The organism is Pseudomonas simiae, assembly GCF_000934565.1.
Classification (GTDB): Bacteria; Pseudomonadota; Gammaproteobacteria; order Pseudomonadales; family Pseudomonadaceae; genus Aquipseudomonas; species Aquipseudomonas simiae.
In genome coordinates this window covers 4,403,972-4,421,841 of the sequence record NZ_CP010896.1, presented here as the reverse complement: position 1 = coordinate 4,421,841, position 17,870 = coordinate 4,403,972, and the positions used below count along the sequence as shown (strand labels likewise).

15 protein-coding genes are annotated in these 17,870 nt (G+C 59.8%); 7 read left to right on the top strand and 8 right to left on the bottom strand.

What is annotated here, in order from left to right; genetic code table 11:
* The first annotated feature begins 33 nt into the window (after nt 1–33).
* The 3 genes from PF1751_RS20015 to PF1751_RS20005 all read left to right on the top strand — a co-directional run bounded on the left by PF1751_RS20015 (nt 34) and on the right by PF1751_RS20005 (nt 2,419).
* Nucleotides 34–438, top strand: coding sequence for a MarR family winged helix-turn-helix transcriptional regulator (locus PF1751_RS20015; protein ID WP_010208689.1), 405 nt, complete (start codon nt 34–36; stop codon nt 436–438).
* Between the two features lie 64 nt (nt 439–502).
* Nucleotides 503–1,702, top strand: a complete 1,200-nt coding sequence (locus tag PF1751_RS20010; RefSeq protein WP_162098522.1) for an MFS transporter — start codon at nt 503–505, stop codon at nt 1,700–1,702.
* Nucleotides 1,703–1,867: 165 nt separating this feature from the next.
* Nucleotides 1,868–2,419: a glutathione peroxidase gene (locus PF1751_RS20005; RefSeq protein WP_010208695.1), complete on the top strand. Its 552-nt coding sequence runs from the start codon at nt 1,868–1,870 to the stop codon at nt 2,417–2,419.
* A gap of 65 nt (nt 2,420–2,484) precedes the next feature.
* Here the strand turns inward: PF1751_RS20005 and PF1751_RS20000 are convergent, their stop codons facing one another.
* From PF1751_RS20000 to PF1751_RS19985, 4 genes are all read right to left on the bottom strand, one after another.
* Complete coding sequence (locus PF1751_RS20000) at nt 2,485–3,774, bottom strand: OmpP1/FadL family transporter (RefSeq protein WP_044287614.1); 1,290 nt, start codon at nt 3,772–3,774, stop codon at nt 2,485–2,487.
* A gap of 146 nt (nt 3,775–3,920) precedes the next feature.
* Entirely contained in the window at nt 3,921–4,403 is a 483-nt protein-coding gene (locus PF1751_RS19995; protein ID WP_010208697.1) for a hypothetical protein, read from the bottom strand.
* 277 nt (nt 4,404–4,680) lie between these two features.
* Nucleotides 4,681–4,905: a hypothetical protein gene (locus PF1751_RS19990; RefSeq protein ID WP_010208698.1), complete on the bottom strand. Its 225-nt coding sequence runs from the start codon at nt 4,903–4,905 to the stop codon at nt 4,681–4,683.
* A 444-nt stretch (nt 4,906–5,349) separates the two neighbouring features.
* A complete protein-coding gene (locus PF1751_RS19985) occupies nt 5,350–5,655 on the bottom strand; it encodes a hypothetical protein (RefSeq protein WP_010208700.1) in 306 nt (101 codons plus the stop codon).
* Between the two features lie 457 nt (nt 5,656–6,112).
* On the opposite strand from PF1751_RS19985, the gene PF1751_RS19980 reads away from it, so the two are divergent.
* Both PF1751_RS19980 and PF1751_RS19975 read left to right on the top strand, forming a co-directional pair.
* Entirely contained in the window at nt 6,113–6,436 is a 324-nt protein-coding gene (locus PF1751_RS19980; protein WP_029529074.1) for an SEL1-like repeat protein, read from the top strand.
* Between the two features lie 175 nt (nt 6,437–6,611).
* On the top strand, nt 6,612–7,976 hold the full coding sequence (locus PF1751_RS19975) for a DNA recombination protein RmuC (RefSeq protein ID WP_175439678.1): 1,365 nt from the start codon (nt 6,612–6,614) through the stop codon (nt 7,974–7,976).
* Nucleotides 7,977–8,022: 46 nt separating this feature from the next.
* On the opposite strand, the gene PF1751_RS19970 is transcribed toward PF1751_RS19975, so the two are convergent.
* The 3 genes from PF1751_RS19970 to PF1751_RS19960 form a co-directional block, all read right to left on the bottom strand.
* The gene (locus PF1751_RS19970; RefSeq protein WP_044287611.1) at nt 8,023–11,493 is read right to left on the bottom strand and encodes a hybrid sensor histidine kinase/response regulator; all 3,471 of its coding nucleotides are present in this window, start codon (nt 11,491–11,493) and stop codon (nt 8,023–8,025) included.
* Between the two features lie 114 nt (nt 11,494–11,607).
* On the bottom strand, nt 11,608–11,991 hold the full coding sequence (locus tag PF1751_RS19965) for a YbaN family protein (protein ID WP_010208705.1): 384 nt from the start codon (nt 11,989–11,991) through the stop codon (nt 11,608–11,610).
* Between the two features lie 20 nt (nt 11,992–12,011).
* Nucleotides 12,012–12,599 (bottom strand): UPF0149 family protein, encoded by a 588-nt coding sequence (locus tag PF1751_RS19960; RefSeq protein WP_010208706.1) that lies wholly within the window; start codon nt 12,597–12,599, stop codon nt 12,012–12,014.
* Nucleotides 12,600–12,865: 266 nt separating this feature from the next.
* On the opposite strand from PF1751_RS19960, the gene recQ reads away from it, so the two are divergent.
* Both recQ and PF1751_RS19950 read left to right on the top strand, forming a co-directional pair.
* On the top strand, nt 12,866–14,992 hold the full coding sequence (gene recQ / locus PF1751_RS19955; RefSeq protein ID WP_021490852.1) for a DNA helicase RecQ: 2,127 nt from the start codon (nt 12,866–12,868) through the stop codon (nt 14,990–14,992).
* 121 nt (nt 14,993–15,113) lie between these two features.
* Nucleotides 15,114–15,548 (top strand): MarR family transcriptional regulator, encoded by a 435-nt coding sequence (locus PF1751_RS19950; RefSeq protein WP_010208708.1) that lies wholly within the window; start codon nt 15,114–15,116, stop codon nt 15,546–15,548.
* Between the two features lie 61 nt (nt 15,549–15,609).
* Here PF1751_RS19950 and PF1751_RS19945 read toward each other — a convergent pair whose 3' ends face one another.
* On the bottom strand, nt 15,610–17,799 hold the full coding sequence (locus PF1751_RS19945; RefSeq protein ID WP_010208711.1) for a patatin-like phospholipase family protein: 2,190 nt from the start codon (nt 17,797–17,799) through the stop codon (nt 15,610–15,612).
* Between the last annotated feature and the right edge of the window lie 71 nt (nt 17,800–17,870).

Sequence of the window (17,870 nt, the reverse complement as noted above, 5' to 3'; positions counted from 1 at the left end):
GCATTTCATAAATCGCGGGTATATACACCTTCTATGCTTGCCTCCCAATGTTTGTGCACCAACCTGCGACGTGCCGCCCGTGGCGTCAGCAGGCATTACGACGGCGCCCTTGATGGCTTCGGGATCAACGTCGCCCAGTATTCTTTGTTGTGTAACCTGCAGCGCCTCGATCAGCCGAGTATTTCCAGCCTGGCGGAAGCCATGGGCCTGGATCGCAGCACCTTGGGGCGGAACCTGCGGGTGCTGGAAGGTGAGGGCCTGGTGAAACTGGTGGAAGGCGATGACCTGCGCAACCGCTTGGTGATGTTGACCGAGGACGGTGAAGCACGACTTGCCGCCGCATTACCCGCCTGGGAAGCGGCGCAGCAAAAATTGATCGATCAACTCGGCGCGGAAAAACGCGAAACCTTGTTGGCCTTGCTGGACGAACTCGCCTGAGCGCGGGGTTTGTTCGAATACAAGCGGGTATATACCCGCGAGCGGAGAATAAGAAATGACCTCGATGTGGCGCACCAGTGGTTGGATTCTTGTAGGGAGTGCGCTGATTCTGGCGTTGTCGTTGGGTGTGCGGCACGGTTTTGGCCTGTTCCTGGCGCCGATGAGCAGCGAATTTGGCTGGGGCCGTGAAACTTTCGCCTTTGCCATCGCCTTGCAGAACCTGATCTGGGGCCTGGCACAGCCGTTCACCGGCGCTTTGGCTGACCGTTTTGGCGCCACTAGAGCGGTGTTTGTTGGTGGCATCCTGTACGCGGCGGGCCTGGTGTTGATGGGCATGTCCGATTCGGCGTGGTCGTTGTCCCTCAGCGCCGGCTTGCTGATTGGTATCGGTCTGTCTGGCACCTCGTTCTCGGTGATTCTTGGTGTGGTCGGTCGGGCCGTGGCGCCGGAAAAACGCAGCATGGCCATGGGGATTGCGAGTGCTGCCGGTTCGTTCGGTCAGTTCGCCATGGTGCCGGGCACCTTGGGTTTGATCAGTTGGTTGGGCTGGTCTGCTGCATTGCTGGCGCTGGGCCTGATGGTGGCGCTGATTCTGCCGCTGGTGGCGATGCTCAAAGACAGGCCATTGCCGGTGCTGGCGGGCCAACAAACCTTGCGCGAAGCCTTGAAGGAAGCCTGCTCCCATTCCGGCTTCTGGTTGTTGGCCTTCGGCTTTTTCGTCTGCGGTTTCCAGGTGGTGTTTATCGGCGTGCATTTGCCGGCTTATCTGGTGGACCAGCATTTGCCGGCCACCGTCGGTACCACGGTGCTGGCACTGATCGGCCTGTTCAACATCTTCGGTACCTACACCGCCGGCTGGCTCGGCGGGCGCATGTCCAAACCGCGTTTGCTGACGGGGTTGTACCTGCTGCGCGCGGTGGTGATCGTGCTGTTCCTGTGGGCGCCGGTCACTGAAGTCACGGCCTACCTGTTTGGCATGGCGATGGGCTTCCTGTGGCTGTCCACCGTACCGCTGACCAACGGCACCGTCGCCACATTGTTTGGTGTGCGAAATCTCTCCATGCTTGGCGGGATAGTGTTTTTGTTCCACCAACTCGGTTCGTTCCTGGGCGGCTGGTTGGGCGGGGTGGTCTATGATCGAACCGGCAACTACGATTTGATCTGGCAGGTGGCGATCCTGCTGAGCCTGCTCGCCGCAGCCCTGAATTGGCCGGTACGTGAGCGCCCGGTGGCGCGATTGCAGGCACAGATGGAGGCGGCATGAGCAGAGTGGCACACGGTGTGATACTGGTTGCGGGGCTGGTCCTGGTGGTGTTGGCCTGGTGGGGCTGGCAGCGTGGCGGGCTGGCGTTGATGCAACTGGGCATGTCGATCTGTTAAGTTTCCGGTCTGGCTGCTTTTAGTCAGGTCTCTTCAAAGGACACATAACATGCAGATGCGTTGGCTCGCTGTACCCGTCCTGATGGCCATTGGCAGTGCTGCCCTGGCCGCCAGTTGCCCGCCGCTGTTGGAAGGCCAATTGCCCAAGCTGCGCGCCAAAGAGTCCATCGACCTGTGCCAGCGCTTTGCGGGCAAGCCGCTGGTCATCGTCAACACCGCCAGCTTTTGTGGGTTCGCCCCACAATTCAAAGGCCTCGAAGCTTTGTATCAACGCTACAAGGGCGAAGGGCTGGAAGTGATCGGCGTGCCGTCGGATGACTTCAAGCAGGAAGCCAAGACCGGCGAAGAAACCGCCAAGGTCTGCTACGTGAATTACGGCGTGACCTTCACCATGACCGAGCCACAAAAGGTCAAGGGGCCGGATGCGGTGCACCTGTTCAAGGTATTGGCGCAGCAGACCGACGCGCCGCCGAAGTGGAATTTCTACAAGTATGTGGTGGATAGGCAGGGCAAGGTGATTGCCAATTTTTCCAGCCTCACCAAACCGGACAGCCCGGATTTGATCAAGGCGGTGGAAGAGGCGTTGGCCTCCAAACCCTGACAATCGCCCATTAAAAAGCCCCGCTTCCTTTGCAGGAGGGCGGGGCTTTTTTATACGGCGTCAGATCAGAACTTGTACGTTACGCCCAGGCCAAAACCGTTGGCGCTGTTTTCGTACTTAGCATTGTAGGACTGGCCCAATGCGTTGGCACGAGCGACCTTGACTGGTTCTTCCTTGAGGTAGGAGTAAGCCAGGTCCACGGTCATATTCGGCATTACATCGTAGCCAAGGCCGAGACTGAAGATAGTCCGGTCACCGGTTGGGATACGCGGCGAACGGTCGGTGTTGTTGGTCGGCGACTGGTCGAAGGTCAGGCCGGTACGCAGCACCACTTGCTTGGTGACACGATACGAGGTACCCACGGCATAGGCCCAAGTGTCGTGCCAATTCTGGTCTTCTTTGATGGTGCCGACAATTTGCGGAGCCAACACACCGCTACCGGCTGCGGCCGATACACCTTCGTTGTTGACGGTGATGTCTTTCAGGCGGCTCCAGCGGGTCCAGGTAGCGCCTGCGTAGAGTTTCCACGCGTCGCTCATATCTTGAGTAACCGACAGGTCCCAGGATTCAGGTGTGTCGATCTTCAGCGACGCGTCGTAGCGGCCATTGTTCAACAGCGAAGCTGGAACGTTGGTGCCTTTGGTCACTTCGGTATGGCCTTCGAGCTTGTACTTCACTTTCGAGTGGTAGGTCAGGCCCACTCGCGTTGTGTCAGTAGCTTGAACCAGCAGGCCGGCATTGAAGCCGACGGCGGTGTCATCACCCTTGATCTTGATGTTGTTGGAGCCGGTACCCGCGACTGGCAGGTTGATATCGGACTCAAGCGTACCAGCGATACGGTTGATGGTCGGACCAAGACCAATGGAAACCCGATCGTTGAAGGCGTAGCTGACCGTCGGCTGGAAAGTGATGACGGTCACTTCGCTTTTGCTGCCAAAGGCTTTGCCTTGGAAGCCACTTTCGTAATCGGTCACAAGGCCAAACGGAGCATAGACGCCGAAACCGACAGCCCATTGATCGTTGAGTTTATTGGTGTAGAAACCGAAAGGAACGGCAGTGAAAGGCACCATATCGCCTTTGTTCGTGCCGCTGGAGCGGCCGCTGACATCCTTGATGTTGCTTGAGGCATCAATCGCCGCAACACCGCCAGTGACTTGCTGGCCTTCAAGGCGAGCCATACCGGCAGGGTTACCATAAACGGTGCTGGCGTTTTCGGCAGAAGAAGAGCGGCCTGCGAAACCCGTACCCATCCCGGCGACGTCTTGTTCGTTAAGGGCAAAGCCACTTGCGAAAATATGAGAAGAGGCCATGGCAACGGCGAGGCTAAGTGTGGTCTTGAGCATTACTTTTTTCATTATTAGAACTCCGTGGTGATCACCGCTGCGGAAAGTAACAATAAAATTAAGATCGCGCTATAGGCTGTAATGCAGGAGATAGAGCGGTTTTGTAGGACAATCCGACCAAAATACAGGGTTTTTGACGAATCTTGCAAATTGCCCGGTCAGCAAACCACGTGATTCATGGGTGAAACACAGGTGTGCCAGGCTTGAATGAAATCGCGCAGCCGTCCTTGTGGGTGAAAAATTTCTTTCCAGATACGTGCCATGGCCAAGACATCACCGGGTGGAGGCAGTGTAGGAGTGTGTTGTTCCACCAACAGCCAGGCGATGGCGGTGGCATAACGCAAGTTTACGGTGAGCTCCAGTTGCGGTGCGCTGAGGAACGCATGCTGGCTCGCGAGTCCGCGTACCAGGCTGGCGCGTTCGGGGTCCAGCGCCAGATAGTTGTCCCACAGGGCACGATGGCGTGGTTCGGTGATGCTGTACAGGCCGTGGCCGCGCCGGTCGTGCAAGGCGGAACCGAGTTCCGACTGGCTGGCGGCAATGCCCAGCAGGAGAGACTCAGCCGTCGGGTGATGGCGGCCGAGGTACATCAAGGTCGGCCGGATCACATATCGAGACAATTCGCTGGCAGCGATACCCATACAAGCCTCAATCCGTGAAAGTGGTCGACGAGGCCTGAGAGGGGGGCTTGGCAGCAGTGGATCGGATCTCAGGCTCGTCGGAAGCGGATCATGCCGCTTGAGTTGAAGTGTAGTGTCATATTTGTGATGTAAAGGACTGTTTTTAAAACATCTTATTCATTTAGTTATAACGGTTATATCTATTTGAACTGAGTGCAACGGCCCAATAGGTAAATTCCGGGCAATAAAAAACCCTGTTTTTTAAACAGGGTTTTTGTGTTTCAGCGACGCGGGTCGATCAGGCAATCAATGCCTGACGGGTACGCTCGATCACGGCCTGCAGCGGTTCTGCGCTGGAGTATTGATCGGGGTACAGGCGTTCGCTGTGACGAGCGATGCCGTGTTCGTTGACCAGGGTGAAGCTGAAGCAGCCTTTGCGAGCGGCCATGATCAGGCAGTTCATTGGAGCAAAAGCGTTGGTGAGGGTGCGAATGGCATCCTGAGTATGGATTTGAGCGTTCATATTATTGGTGTTCCTACAAATGACACGGATTAAGAACCGTGCAACGTTAAAACGTTCCAGTAACGTTGATCACCATTGATCAAACGAAGAACCCGACTGGAACAAAGCAGCCAGTTTGAAGCGCTAATAATTTAGGCGCGCTTGGGCTGGCAGGTAGGTACTTAGGAGGGCAGGCAACACAACAGGGGCAAAGGTTCTGGGCCCGGGGTGAAGATCCTGATCAATTTGCAGGTTGGTTCGGTCAGAGTATGGAAACTTCGCGACACCCTTTGCTTGTTCAAAGGCAGTGTCGTCGCAAGTGATACCTGGAAACCATCGAGGTGGTCGATCCCGTGTTGTGCGGGGGAGTTGTTCGACCAGAATTGACTTTCAGCTTGGTACTAACGCCGCGGATAGTAACGGATTGAAACCGGTAAGGGAAGTATGTTAGCTAAAAAACTTTTATCAGCCGCCCAACAGGCCTCGATAGACCAAGACGGTGATCGCTGCTGCCAGTGAGCAGCCCAGTCCGTAGGCTGCAAGGGTCAAGCGCAGGGATTGGCCGGTCTCGACCACCTTCATCACGTCGCCGATGTCGTTTATCCGGCCTTCGCCCAGCTCGATGCAGAGGCTGACGGCAGTGAACGCCGCCGACAGCAGGATCGCGATGGCGAACAGCGCCCCATCCGGTGACGGCAGTGCTGCATTGATCCCCAAGGAAACGGCGCAGATGGCCAATAGCAACACGGCGAATAACAGAATCCCTTTCATCAACTCACCCACTGTTGCGTTGTAGGTCGGGGAGTGTGGCGAGCCGGGAAAGATTTGAAAAGTCCCTGGTTTGTCCAGGCGGTAACATTTTTGTAGCGAGTGGCTTCAAAAAAGGCCGGCGATATAACCATCGAATGGGTACTTGTGCACATTGGTTGCGGAGTGTGTAACCGCGCTGTCAACTGCACTCCAAGGCCGCCATTTGCCTGCAATGGAAATTTAAGTCAATGAAAAATCTGGCTTTTTTTTATTGGTGAAAAAATCGTCAGTTTGACTGCGGGCCCCATTCCATGGGGCTTTGCGCGAGTTAAAGGCGTGTTGTCCACTGAGTTATCCACAGCTTCTGTGGATTGTCCCGAGCGCTTGCTCTAGAACGGGCGTGCACAGTTTTTTCAGCTTTACCTGTACGAAAAAAAGAGTAGAGTGGCGCGCCTTCCGTTCTGTCTCACAGTGCTTTATGAAGTTTCGCTCAGTATCATCTTCTGTTACCGACACCCCTCAAACTGTTACCGCTCCCAAGCGCTTCTCCTTGAAAGTTGCCTTGTGGTTGCTCGACAGTCCGCGCTTGGGTCACAACACCAACGTAAAGCACCTCGCCGGGCGTTTGCTCAAGCAGCCGGCCCGTGAAGGTGTGGTCGCTGCGCAAAGCCGCCTGGGCCAACTGATGTGCCGCGAATGCGGGAATGCCCGCGACCGCCGCATCGGCCACGACCTGCTGCGCCTGGCCGCCCGTGCCGGTGACCGCCGCGCCCAGCGCGAACTGGGTCAGGTCGAAGACTGAGCTGTCCTTAGGCCCTCTGCTCCGCTAACCTTGGTTTTTTTCGGTGATGGCAGACATGTCTATGGTTTTTGACTGGACCAGTGTTGCCTTGGGCCTCGCTGGCGCTGCCGTGCCGTTATTGGCCGTGTGCTGGCAGCTGCAGCGACGCTTGAACGCACGCATGACCGGCTGGGAACTGCTCGAAGAGCGCCTGGCCACCGCACAGCTTGCCCAGGAAGGTCTTGCCGCGCAGTTGGATGCGAGCCGCGATGAGATCAGCGATTTGAGCCAAGCCAATGCCGCCAAGCAGGCTGACCTGGCCGCTGTGCGTCGCGAAGTCGAGTTGCTGCAGATCGACCGCGACAACGCCCGCGATGCCGCTCACGCCTGGAACCTCGACCGTAGCGCCAAAGAGACCGAGCTACGCCGCCTCGATGCCTTGTCGGCGGCCTTGCGCGCCGAGCTGCGTGAACAACAGGACAGTCATCAACAACGCCTGACCGACCTGCAAGGCTCGCGTGATGAGTTGCGTGCACAGTTCGCCGAGTTGGCCGGCAGGATCTTCGACGAACGCGAACAGCGCTTCGCCGAAACCAGCCAGGAACGCCTGGGCCAATTGCTCGACCCCTTGAAGGAGCGCATCCAATCCTTCGAGAAACGCGTGGAAGAAAGCTACCAGAACGAGGCGCGCGAGCGTTTTTCCCTGGCCAAGGAGCTGGAACGCCTACAGCAACTGAACCTGCGTCTGTCGGACGAAGCCACCAACCTGACCCGCGCGCTCAAGGGGCAGAAAACCCAAGGTAACTGGGGAGAACTGATCCTTGAACGTGTGCTGGAGCATGCAGGTCTGGAGAAGGGCCGTGAGTACCAGACCCAGGTCAGCCTCAAAGGCCCGGATGGCGAGCGGTTCCAGCCCGACGTGCTGATCATGTTGCCCGGCGACAAGCAGGTGGTGGTGGACTCCAAGGTCAGCCTGACTGCGTATCAGCAGTATGTGGCGGCGGAGGATGACGTCATTGGCCAGGCAGCCCTGAAGCAGCATGTGCTGTCGCTGCGAAATCACGTCAAAGGCCTGGCCGGCAAGGACTACAAACGCCTGGAAGGCCTGCACAGCCTGGATTTCGTGTTGCTGTTCGTGCCGATCGAAGCGGCGTTTTCCGCTGCGTTACAGGCCGAGCCCAACCTGTTTCAGGAGGCGTTCGACCGCCATATCGTGATTGTCAGCCCAACCACCTTGCTAGCGACCCTACGTGTGATCGACAGCCTCTGGAAACAGGAACGCCAGAGCCAGAACGCCCGGGAAATCGCCGAGCGTGCCGGTTGGCTGTACGACAAGTTCGTGCTGTTTATCCAGGACTTGGATGAAGTGGGTAACCGTTTGCAGCAGTTGGATAAGGCTTACAGTGCGGCGCGAAACAAGCTGACAGATGGACGCGGAAATCTGGTCAGCCGGACCGAGCAATTGCGGTTGCTGGGCGCGCGGGCGAGTAAAAGCCTGCCGGCGGATTTACTGGAGCGGGCGATGACCGACTCCGATGGTGTGGCACACCTGCCCGAATAAAATACGGCGGTGTGCAAACTCCCATATTTGACCGCGCTGGATCGCCCTACAGCGGCAAATGCCGACTCAGCAACGCCCGCAACGCCGCAGGCTTCACCGGCTTGGCCAGATAATCCAACCCCGCCGCATGCACCTCGGCCACCATCTCCGGGCGGCCGTCGGCGCTGATCACCACGCCGGGAATCGGCTCCGCCAATTGCGCTCGCAGCCAACCCATCAGTTCAGTCCCGGTTTCGCCATGGTCCAGGTGGTAGTCCACCATGGCCAGTTGCGGGCGCACGCCGTCGGCGAGTAACGCTGCGCATTGGGCCTGGTCGGTGGCGGTCCACACCTCGCAGCCCCAACGCGTCAGCAGGCTGCGCATGCCGATCAAGATGCTCTCTTCGTTATCTACACACAGCACCTGTGCACCGCTCAATGGCAGGCCGTTTTCCTGGGGGGGCTTGATCGGAGCGCTGACTTGATTGCGCGCCAACGGCACGCGCACGCTGAACACGCTGCCCTTGCCTGGCCATGAGCGCACGCTCAACCGATGGCCGAGTACGCGACACAAGCCATCGGCGATCGCCAGGCCCAGCCCCAGTCCTTTCTCCGCGCGGGTCTGGTGACTGTCCAGGCGCTTGAATTCTTCGAAGATCACCTTCTGTTTATCCAGCGGGATGCCGGGGCCACGGTCCCACACTTCCAGGCACAGCTCGCCCTTGCGTCGGCGTACGCCCAGCAGTACCGGGCCGTCGGCATAACGGAAAGCGTTGGTCAGAAAATTCTGCAGGATGCGCCGCAGCAACTTGATATCGCTGTCGACGCGCAAGCGACTGCCGCGCAGGCGGAAACGCAGGCCTTGCTCCTGGGCCAGCGCTTTAAACTCCGCGCCCAAGGTGTCGAACAGTTCGTTAAGCACAAAAGGCTGGCGCTGCGGATTGATCTTGCCGTTTTCCAGGCGCGAGATGTCCAGCAGGTCGCTGATCAGGTCCTCGGCAGAGCGTAGGGAACTGTCCAGATGCTGCACCAATTGCCGGGCTTCGCTGGACAGGCCGTCGTTCTGATGGGAAAGGGCGGCGGAGAACAGGCGTGCGGCATTCAAGGGTTGCATCAAGTCATGGCTCACGGCCGCCAGAAAGCGCGTCTTCGACTGGCTCGCGGACTCGGCCACGCCCTTGGCATCGGTGAGCGCGACGTTGAGTTGCGACAGTTCGTAGGTACGCGCGGTCACCCGTTGTTCCAGGCCTTCGTTGGCCTCGGTGAGTGCCTGTTCGGCTTCGCGGAACGCGGTGATGTCAGTGAAACTCATGACGAAACCGCCGCCGGGCATCGGGTTGCCGATCAGCTCGATCACCCGGCCATTGGGGAACAAGCGCTCGGAGGTGTGCGCACGGCCCTGGCGCATCCAGTGCAGGCGGCGCGCCACGTGTACTTCGGCCTCGCCCGGCCCGCACAGCCCGCGTTCGGCGTTGTAGCGGATGATGTCGGCGATCGGCCGGCCCACGCTGATCAGCCCGTCCGGATAGTTGAACAGCTCCAGATAACGCCGGTTCCAGGCCACCAGCTTGAGGGACTGGTCGACCACGCTGATGCCCTGGGTGATGTTCTCGATGGCGCCTTGCAGCAACGCGCGGTTGAACTGCAGCACCTCCGAGGCTTCATCAGCGATGCGGACGACGTCCTCCAGCTGCATTTCCCGACCTTCAATGGCCGCTTTTACCACTGCGCGTGTCGAAGACGCTCCCAGCACGCCGGCCAATAAGCGCTCGGTATGGGCGATCCAATCGTTGTCGGCGTTCTGGTTGGGGTTGAAGCCCTTTCCCTGGCGATAGGCGAAGCGGATAAAGCTTTGCTGGGCGCGTTCTTCACCGACAAAACGCGCCGCCAGGCTGAGCAAGTCGCTGATTTGCACCGACAACATCGAGCGGGCGCTGGCGCGTTGGCTGATTTCCTGGCCGATGAAACGCCCGGCTTGCCAGTGTTCTGACACGCGTGTGCGCGACAGCATCGACACCCACACAAACAGCGTGAAGTTACCCGCCAGGGAGAACACGGTGCCCAAGGTCAATGAGGTGACGGACAGGCCCAGCGGGTGGGAGTGCATCCAGGTCAGCCCTGGGAAAAGGCTGAGGGACCAGCCCAGGCTTTTCGCCGTCACCGGTAGGACCAAGGTGTAGAACCACAGGAAAGTACCGGCTGCGAGCCCTGCGAACACACCGCGTCGGTTCGCTTGTTTCCAATACAGCGCACCGAGCATGGCCGGCGCCAGTTGGGTCACGGCGGCAAAGGCGATCTGGCCGATGGTCGCCAGGCTCGCAGTAGAGCCGAGCAGGCGATAGCTGACGTAGGCCAGCAACAGAATGATCACGATGCTCACCCGGCGTACCGACAGCATCCAGTGGCGAAACACTTCGAACGGCCGTTCGGCGCTGGAACGACGCAGCAGCCAGGGCAGCAGCATGTCGTTGGACACCATGGTCGACAGGGCGATGCTCGCCACGATCACCATGCCGGTGGCCGCCGACGCACCGCCGATAAATGCCAGCACGGCCAGCGCCGGATGGGCTTCGGCCATGGGCAGGCTGATCACATAGGAGTCCGGCAATACCGAGCTGGGCAGCAGCATCTTGCCGCCGAGGGCGATAGGGATCACGAACAACGCGGCCAGCACCAGGTACGCGGGAAACACCCACTTGGCCAGGCGCAGGTCCTGGGGATCGATGTTCTCCACCACCGTGACATGGAACTGCCGAGGCAGGCAGATAATCGCCATCATGGCCACACCGGTCTGTACCACCATTGATGGCCAGTTGACGGTCTCCTTCCAGTATTCATCCAGGCGAGGCGCGAGCATGGCCTGGCTGAACAGGTCGCCGAAACCGTCGTACAACCCGTAGGTCACAAACGCGCCGACCGCAAGAAACGCGAGCAACTTGACCAGGGATTCAAACGCAATCGCCAGCACCATGCCGCGGTGGTGTTCCGTGGCATCGAGGTTGCGCGTACCAAACACAATGGTGAACAGCGCCAGCACCAGCGAGACGATCAGCGCGGTGTCCTGGGCGCGGGTGCCGGTGGTGTCGGCGCCGGCGCCGATCAGCAGGTTGACGCCCAGTACGATGCCTTTGAGTTGCAGGGCGATATAAGGCAGCACGCCGACCAGGCAGATCAGCGCGACCACCACGGCAAGGGATTGGGATTTGCCGTAGCGCGCCGCAATAAAGTCGGCGATAGAGGTAATGTTTTCCTGCTTGCTGATCAGAATCATCTTCTGCAGCACCCAAGGTGCCAGTACCAACAACAGCACCGGTCCCAGGTAGATCGGTAAAAATGCCCACAACTGTTCGGCAGCCTGGCCTACAGCGCCGAAGAAGGTCCAACTGGTGCAATACACGGCCAGCGACAGGCTGTACACCCAGGCGCGCATACGCGGCGGCAGTGGCGCACGGCGACGATCACCGTAGAAGGCGATGGCAAACATAATGGCCATATAGGCCAGGGCAACGGTGGCGATCAGCCCGCTGGACAGCGTCATGGTAACTCCGAGCATAAGAACACCCGGGCATTCCGGGCCCGGTTGGACAGTCTCGCAGAATGCTGGGGGTTAGTCAGTGTCGACCAAGGTCTGAGCGCGACGTGATGTCGCGGCCTAGCGGGGTGGCAGGGTTTTCTGGCGCAGGATGTAAATAGTCACCAGCACCGCGCTGGTCAGCATGAAACCACGTGCCCACGGCAGTGGCACCAGGTAGCAGGAGACGCTGATGCTCAGCCACATCAGGCCGATGGCGTAGACCTTGCCCTTGAGAGGGATGCCATTGCCGTCCAGGTAATCACGGATCCATGGGCCCAGGCGCGGGTGTTGCACCAGCCAATGGTAGAAACGCGGAGAGCTTCTGGCGAAACAGGCGGCAGCGAGGAGTAGGAAGGGTGTGGTCGGCAATACCGGTAGGAAAATGCCTATCACCCCCAACGCTACGCTCAGCCAGCCGATGGCCAGCAGCCCGTAGCGCAGGAGCAGTGAACGATTGCCCATGGGTGTCACGGGCAAGCGACTCAGTGGTGACGTGGCTTGAGGATCGCCGGTTTTTCGTCAGGAGCGTTGCACAGCAGGTACAGCGCAGTCAGGGCTTCCGGGATCTGAACGATCATGTCGTCCATCAGGTTGGCATCGGCGGCGATGTCGGCGAACTCAGGCTGGTCGTCGAACAGGCCCGAACCGACCATGATCGGCAGCAGCATTTCGCTGACTTCTTCCTCGGCGGTTTCGAACCAGGCGGCTTCGCGCAGGAACACGCCTTCCATGAAGCCGATGCACCAGCCGCGCAGATCGGAGTCATCCGGTTCTTCGCCCAGGTCCAGCTCGCACGGCAGCTCGAATTCCTCGTCGGAGGCCAGTTGGCGACCGATGTGGGCCTTGAGGGCCAGCAGGGTGGATTCGATTTCTTCGCGTTGGGCGGCGTCGGTGTAGTGCGGCTCTTCGGCGAACAACGCGTCGATCCATTCACGGTCAGGTACGACTTCGGAGCAGATCGACAGGGCGGTCAGGTAGCCGTGGGCGGCCACGTAGTCCAGCGCCTCGTCATGCAGCTCATCGGCGTCGAGGAAGGCTTGCAGGCGGGTTAGTTGCTCAGCGAAGGACATTGAAGGACTACCTTGGGAATAAACGATGCTGAATTCTAGGCTTTCTTGAGCGCACAGGCCAGCCGAACGGCATTTTAGATCGCGGTCGCTATTCGTCAGTGGCGCCCTTTGCCAGGTAGCGCTCGGGTATACTGCCGCGTTTTGTGATGCCCTTGCAGGCCAAGCGCCAGTCCGCGAAAACTTCGCTTACGGATTTTTTCCCGTGAAAGCGCATTTTTTCGGCCAGCCTGTACAGAGGGATTTCGGCACTATTTTTGGAGTTTTACATGCTCGAGCAGGCACAACGCGTCCTCAAGGACATCTTCGGCTACGACAGTTTTCGTGGCCGCCAGGGTGCGATCATTGAGCGCGTGGCCAGCGGCGGTGACGCCCTGGTCCTGATGCCTACCGGCGGCGGCAAGTCGTTGTGCTTCCAGGTGCCGGCGCTGTTGCGCAATGGCCTGGCGGTGGTGGTGTCGCCGTTGATCGCGTTGATGGACGACCAGGTGGCGACCCTTGAAGAGCTCGGTGTCGCCGCTGCTTCGTTGAACTCCACCCTCAGTGCCGAGCAGCAGCGCGACCTGGCGGCGCGTATCAAGCGCGGTGAAGTGAAGATGCTGTACCTGGCCCCCGAGCGTCTGGTGCAGCCGCGCATGCTGGCTTTTTTGCAGAGCCTGGAAATCGCCCTGTTCGCCATCGACGAAGCCCACTGTGTGTCCCAATGGGGTCATGACTTTCGCCGTGAGTATTTGCAACTGGGTCAATTGGCCGAGCTGTTTCCCGATGTGCCGCGCATTGCCCTGACCGCCACCGCCGACAAGCGTACCCGCGAAGAAATCGTCGAGCGCCTGCACCTGCAGAACGCCGAGCGCTTCCTGTCGAGCTTTGACCGGCCGAATATTTTCTACCGCATCGTGCCCAAGGAGCAGCCGCGCAAGCAGTTGCTGGCGTTCCTCTCGGAGCGACGCAGCGATGCGGGCATCGTCTATTGCCTGTCGCGCAAGAAGGTCGATGAAGTCGCCGCGTTTCTCTGTGAGCAAGGCTACCCGGCACTGCCGTATCACGCCGGCCTGCCGAATGACCTGCGTGCCTACCACCAGAAGCGCTTCCTCAACGAGGAAGGCCTGATCATGGTGGCCACCATCGCGTTCGGCATGGGCATCGACAAGTCCAACGTGCGATTCGTCGCGCACATGGACCTGCCCAAATCCCTTGAGGCCTACTACCAGGAAACCGGCCGTGCCGGCCGTGATGGTTTGCCGGCGGATGCGTGGATGGTCTACGGCCTGCAGGACGTGGTGATGCTCAAGCAGATGCTGCAGAACTCCGAGGGCGACGAGCGCCACAAGCGCCTGGAGCAACACAAGCTCGACGCGATGCTCTCGCTGTGTGAGGAGACCCGCTGCCGCCGCCAGACCTTGCTGGCGTATTTCGATGAAGACATGCCCGAACCCTGTGGCCATTGCGACAACTGTGTCGACGGCGTGCAGACCTGGGATGCCACTGAGCCGGCGCGCCAAGGCTTGTCCGCTATCTACCGCACCGGTCAGCGTTACGGCGTCGGTCACCTGGTGGACGTGTTGCTGGGCAAGGACAACGAGAAAGTGCGCAGCTTCGGCCACGAAAAACTCTCGGTCTACGGCGTCGGCAAGGCCCGCGCCGAAGGCGAGTGGCGCTCGTTGTTCCGGCAGATGGTGGCGCGTGGCCTGGTGGACATCGATATCGAGGGGTTTGGCGGCCTACGTCTGAATGACAGCTGCCGGCCGTTGCTCAAGGGCGAAGTCAGCCTGGAGCTGCGCCGCGACCTCAAGCCGCAAACCACCGCCAAGAGCAGCACCAGCCAGGCCAGCCAGTTGGTGCGTGGCGAAGAACGCGAACAGTGGGAAGCCTTGCGCACCCTGCGACGCAAACTGGCGCAGGAACACAGCGTGCCGCCGTACGTTATTTTCCCCGACTCCACCTTGCTGGAGATGCTGCGCGAGCAGCCCACCAGCATGGCCGAGATGGCGCGGGTCAGTGGGGTGGGCGCGCGCAAGCTGGAGCGTTACGGCCAGGCCTTCCTCGAAGTGCTCGGCGGCCAGGCCGAGGCGCCAAAGGAAGTCGCCGATATCCGCCACGAACTGATCAGCCTGGCACGCGCCGGTATGACCCCGGTCCAGATCGCCGGTCAGTTGCAGTGCTCGGAGAAGAACGTCTACACCTTGCTTGCCGAATCCATTGGCAAGCAGCAACTGTCGTTGGAGCAGGCCCTTGATTTGCCAGAGGATCTGCTCGGTGAAATCCAAGACGCGTTCTTGGACGGAGAGGGCGAATTGCCACCTGTGGCGGAGATTGCCCCGCTGTTTACCGGGCGTGTTCCGGAAGGTGTTTTGTACTGCGTGCGGGCGGCTTTGCAGTCTGAATTCGAAATTTAGTGCGCCAATTGCGACAATGTAACGAATCAGTACATAGCAACTCTTGCCTACGGGCAAAGCTCATGCTTAGCTGACTAATAATTAGCCACACTTTATTTTCAGTCTAAAACATGAGTTTTTTATGCCGTTAACCGATCAACACCGATTTGGCATGCAATTGGCGCAAATGTCCCGTGGTTGGCGCGCCGAGTTGGACCGCCGCCTGGCCGGGCTTGGCCTGTCCCAGGCGCGCTGGCTGGTGCTGTTGCACCTGGCCCGTTTCGAAGAGGCACCCACCCAACGTGAGCTGGCGCAAAGCGTCGGGGTAGAAGGGCCGACACTGGCCCGGCTGCTGGACAGTCTGGAAGGTCAGGGCCTGGTGCAACGCCAGGCCGTGGTGGAAGACCGTCGTGCCAAGCGTATCTTGTTGTGTGACACCGCCCGTCCCTTGATCGAACAGATTGAAACCATCGCTACCGCCCTGCGGCATGAGCTGTTTGTGGGTGTGGATGAAGCTGATTTGAGCGTGTGCATGCGCGTGCATGCACACATCCTGTCGAATCTCGAAAAGTCCTGAAGAAACCACTGGGCGGGCTCACCACAAAAGCCCGTTCCCACATCGGGTTCAGCGTAAGCCTTTAGAACGTCTGCCCCAGGTTCAGGTACACCGCCTTCTGATTATCATCATTGAACCCATAGCTGAAATTCAGTGGCCCCAGCGGTGTATCGAACCCCAGGAAAATACTCGCCGCATTGATATACCCGCTGTCGAATTCATTGTCGTTGTTCCACGCCCGGCCGCGCTCCAGTGACGCGCCTAGGTACAGCGGGAAATCCAGCGGCAGGTACGAACGCGGCGTGAGCCTGCGGTAGTACACCGCGCGCATCAGGCTGATGTTCTGGCCTGAGATTGCGTCCTGGCGGAAGCCCGACAACTGTCGCGCACCGCCCAGCAGGAAGCTGGAAATCACCACGTCCGAATCATCCAGGGTACGCCCGTAGCGCCCGCCCAGCACCAGGGTATCCGGGCCGTGGCTCATGGCTTTGTCGAGCTTGAACTCCCACTGGCGGTAGCGCTGGTCCGAGCCCAGCCCAGGTTCGAACTCGCGGTAGGCCAGGCCGATGTCTTCACCGGTATGGGGGAAGTACACGTTATCCAGGGAATCGAAGGAGTACTTCAGCTCATAGAAGCCTTCGCTGAAACTTACACTGGGCAGATCCCGGTCGCCGATGCGCACATCCGCCTTACCCCAGGCTTCGCCGACGCCAAAGCGGATTTCGCCACTGTTGCCGATCTGCCGTCCAACGTTCAAGCCGAAGCCGTAGCGTTCCAGGCGGTATTCGGAGATGGGGTCGTTGTCCAGGATCAGCTCGACGTTCTGAGCCTGGGCGCTGATATACGGCGCGACAAAGTAACGCGAACCGGTGTCCATCGGCTGATAGAACTCGCTGTACAGCTCTTGGCGATCACCGATTTGTACCCGCGTCAGCCATTCGGCGCCGAGGCGGTTGATACCATTCATGCGGTAGCTGGCGCCGAGGTTGAAAGCGCTGTCGCCACGCATGTCATCCGACAGGTTCAACCCCAGTCGCAGGTAGTCGGTGCCGCTGCGTTTGCCGCGCGCACTGATCACCAGGGTGTTGTCTTGACCCTTTTTCACCACGCGGTATTGCACCTGCTCAAAATAGTCCAGGCCGTAGAGGGTGCCCATGTCCGTTTGCAGGCGGCCCAGGTTCAGCGGTTCGCCCAGGGGTTGGCGGATGTAGTAGCGGATCACGTCGTCGCTGACTTTCGAGTCGTTTTCCACGTTGATGGCGGTGATCACCGGTGTGCGTTCGCCGGGTGCACGGGCGGCCACCAATTGCGGGTCGATCGGCTCGGCAGGGCGCACGTGGGCCAGGCGGGCATCAAGGGCGCGGGTGGCGCGGTAGCCGGCATCGATCATGTCTTTGGCGCGGCCGAAGTCAGTCACGCCGTAGGCGGCGAGGGGTGGCTGGATCAGCACGTCCTTGGGATGCAGGGCCTTGAGTTGTTCTTCGGAATTGCGCCGGGTCATCAGGGTGATCGACTGGTTGAGTACGTCCACCACCGTCGCCAGTTGCTTGCGCGAACGCAGTGGGGTGCCGATGTCGACGACGATGGCGATATCCACGCCCATTTCACGCGCCACATCCAGCGGGATGTTGTCGGTCATGCCGCCGTCCACCAGCAGCCGGCCGTCCAGTTCCACTGGCGCGAATACCGCCGGGATCGACATGCTGGCGCGGATTACCTGGGGGAGGTGACCCTTGCGGAACACCACCTTCTCGCCGGTGGTGATATCAGTCGCCACGGCGCGGAAGGGGATCGGCAGCTTGTCGAAGTTACGCGTGTTGCTGCTGTGGGCGAACATGCTTTCCAGCAGCAGCGCCAGGTTCTGGCCCTGGATCACGCCCAGTGGCAGACCCAGGCTGCCGTCGTCGCGGAAGCTGAGTTTCTGCTTGACCAGGAAATCTCGGTCATCCTGCTTGCGCCGGAACGGCACGTCTTCCCGGGGCGGTGCGTCGGACAGCGCCTGTTGCCAGTCGATGCTCAGCGCCAGTTTTTCCAGCTCATCGATCTTGTAGCCCGACGCGTACAGCCCGCCGATCACCGCGCCCATGCTGGTGCCGGCAATCGCGTCGATCTGGATGCCTTGCTCTTCCAGCGCCTTGAGCACGCCGATATGGGCCAAGCCACGGGCGGCGCCGCCGGACAGCACCAGGCCGATTTTCGGACGTGGCGGTTCAACGGCGTCGGCTAGAAGAGGGATCAGGCACAGAAACAGGCAGGACAGCAGGCGGCGCATCATGAATCTCTAGGCTGGGCGATAAAGGCCGGTATTATAGCCACTCGATCCGCCGAGCCCGTTACGCCTGG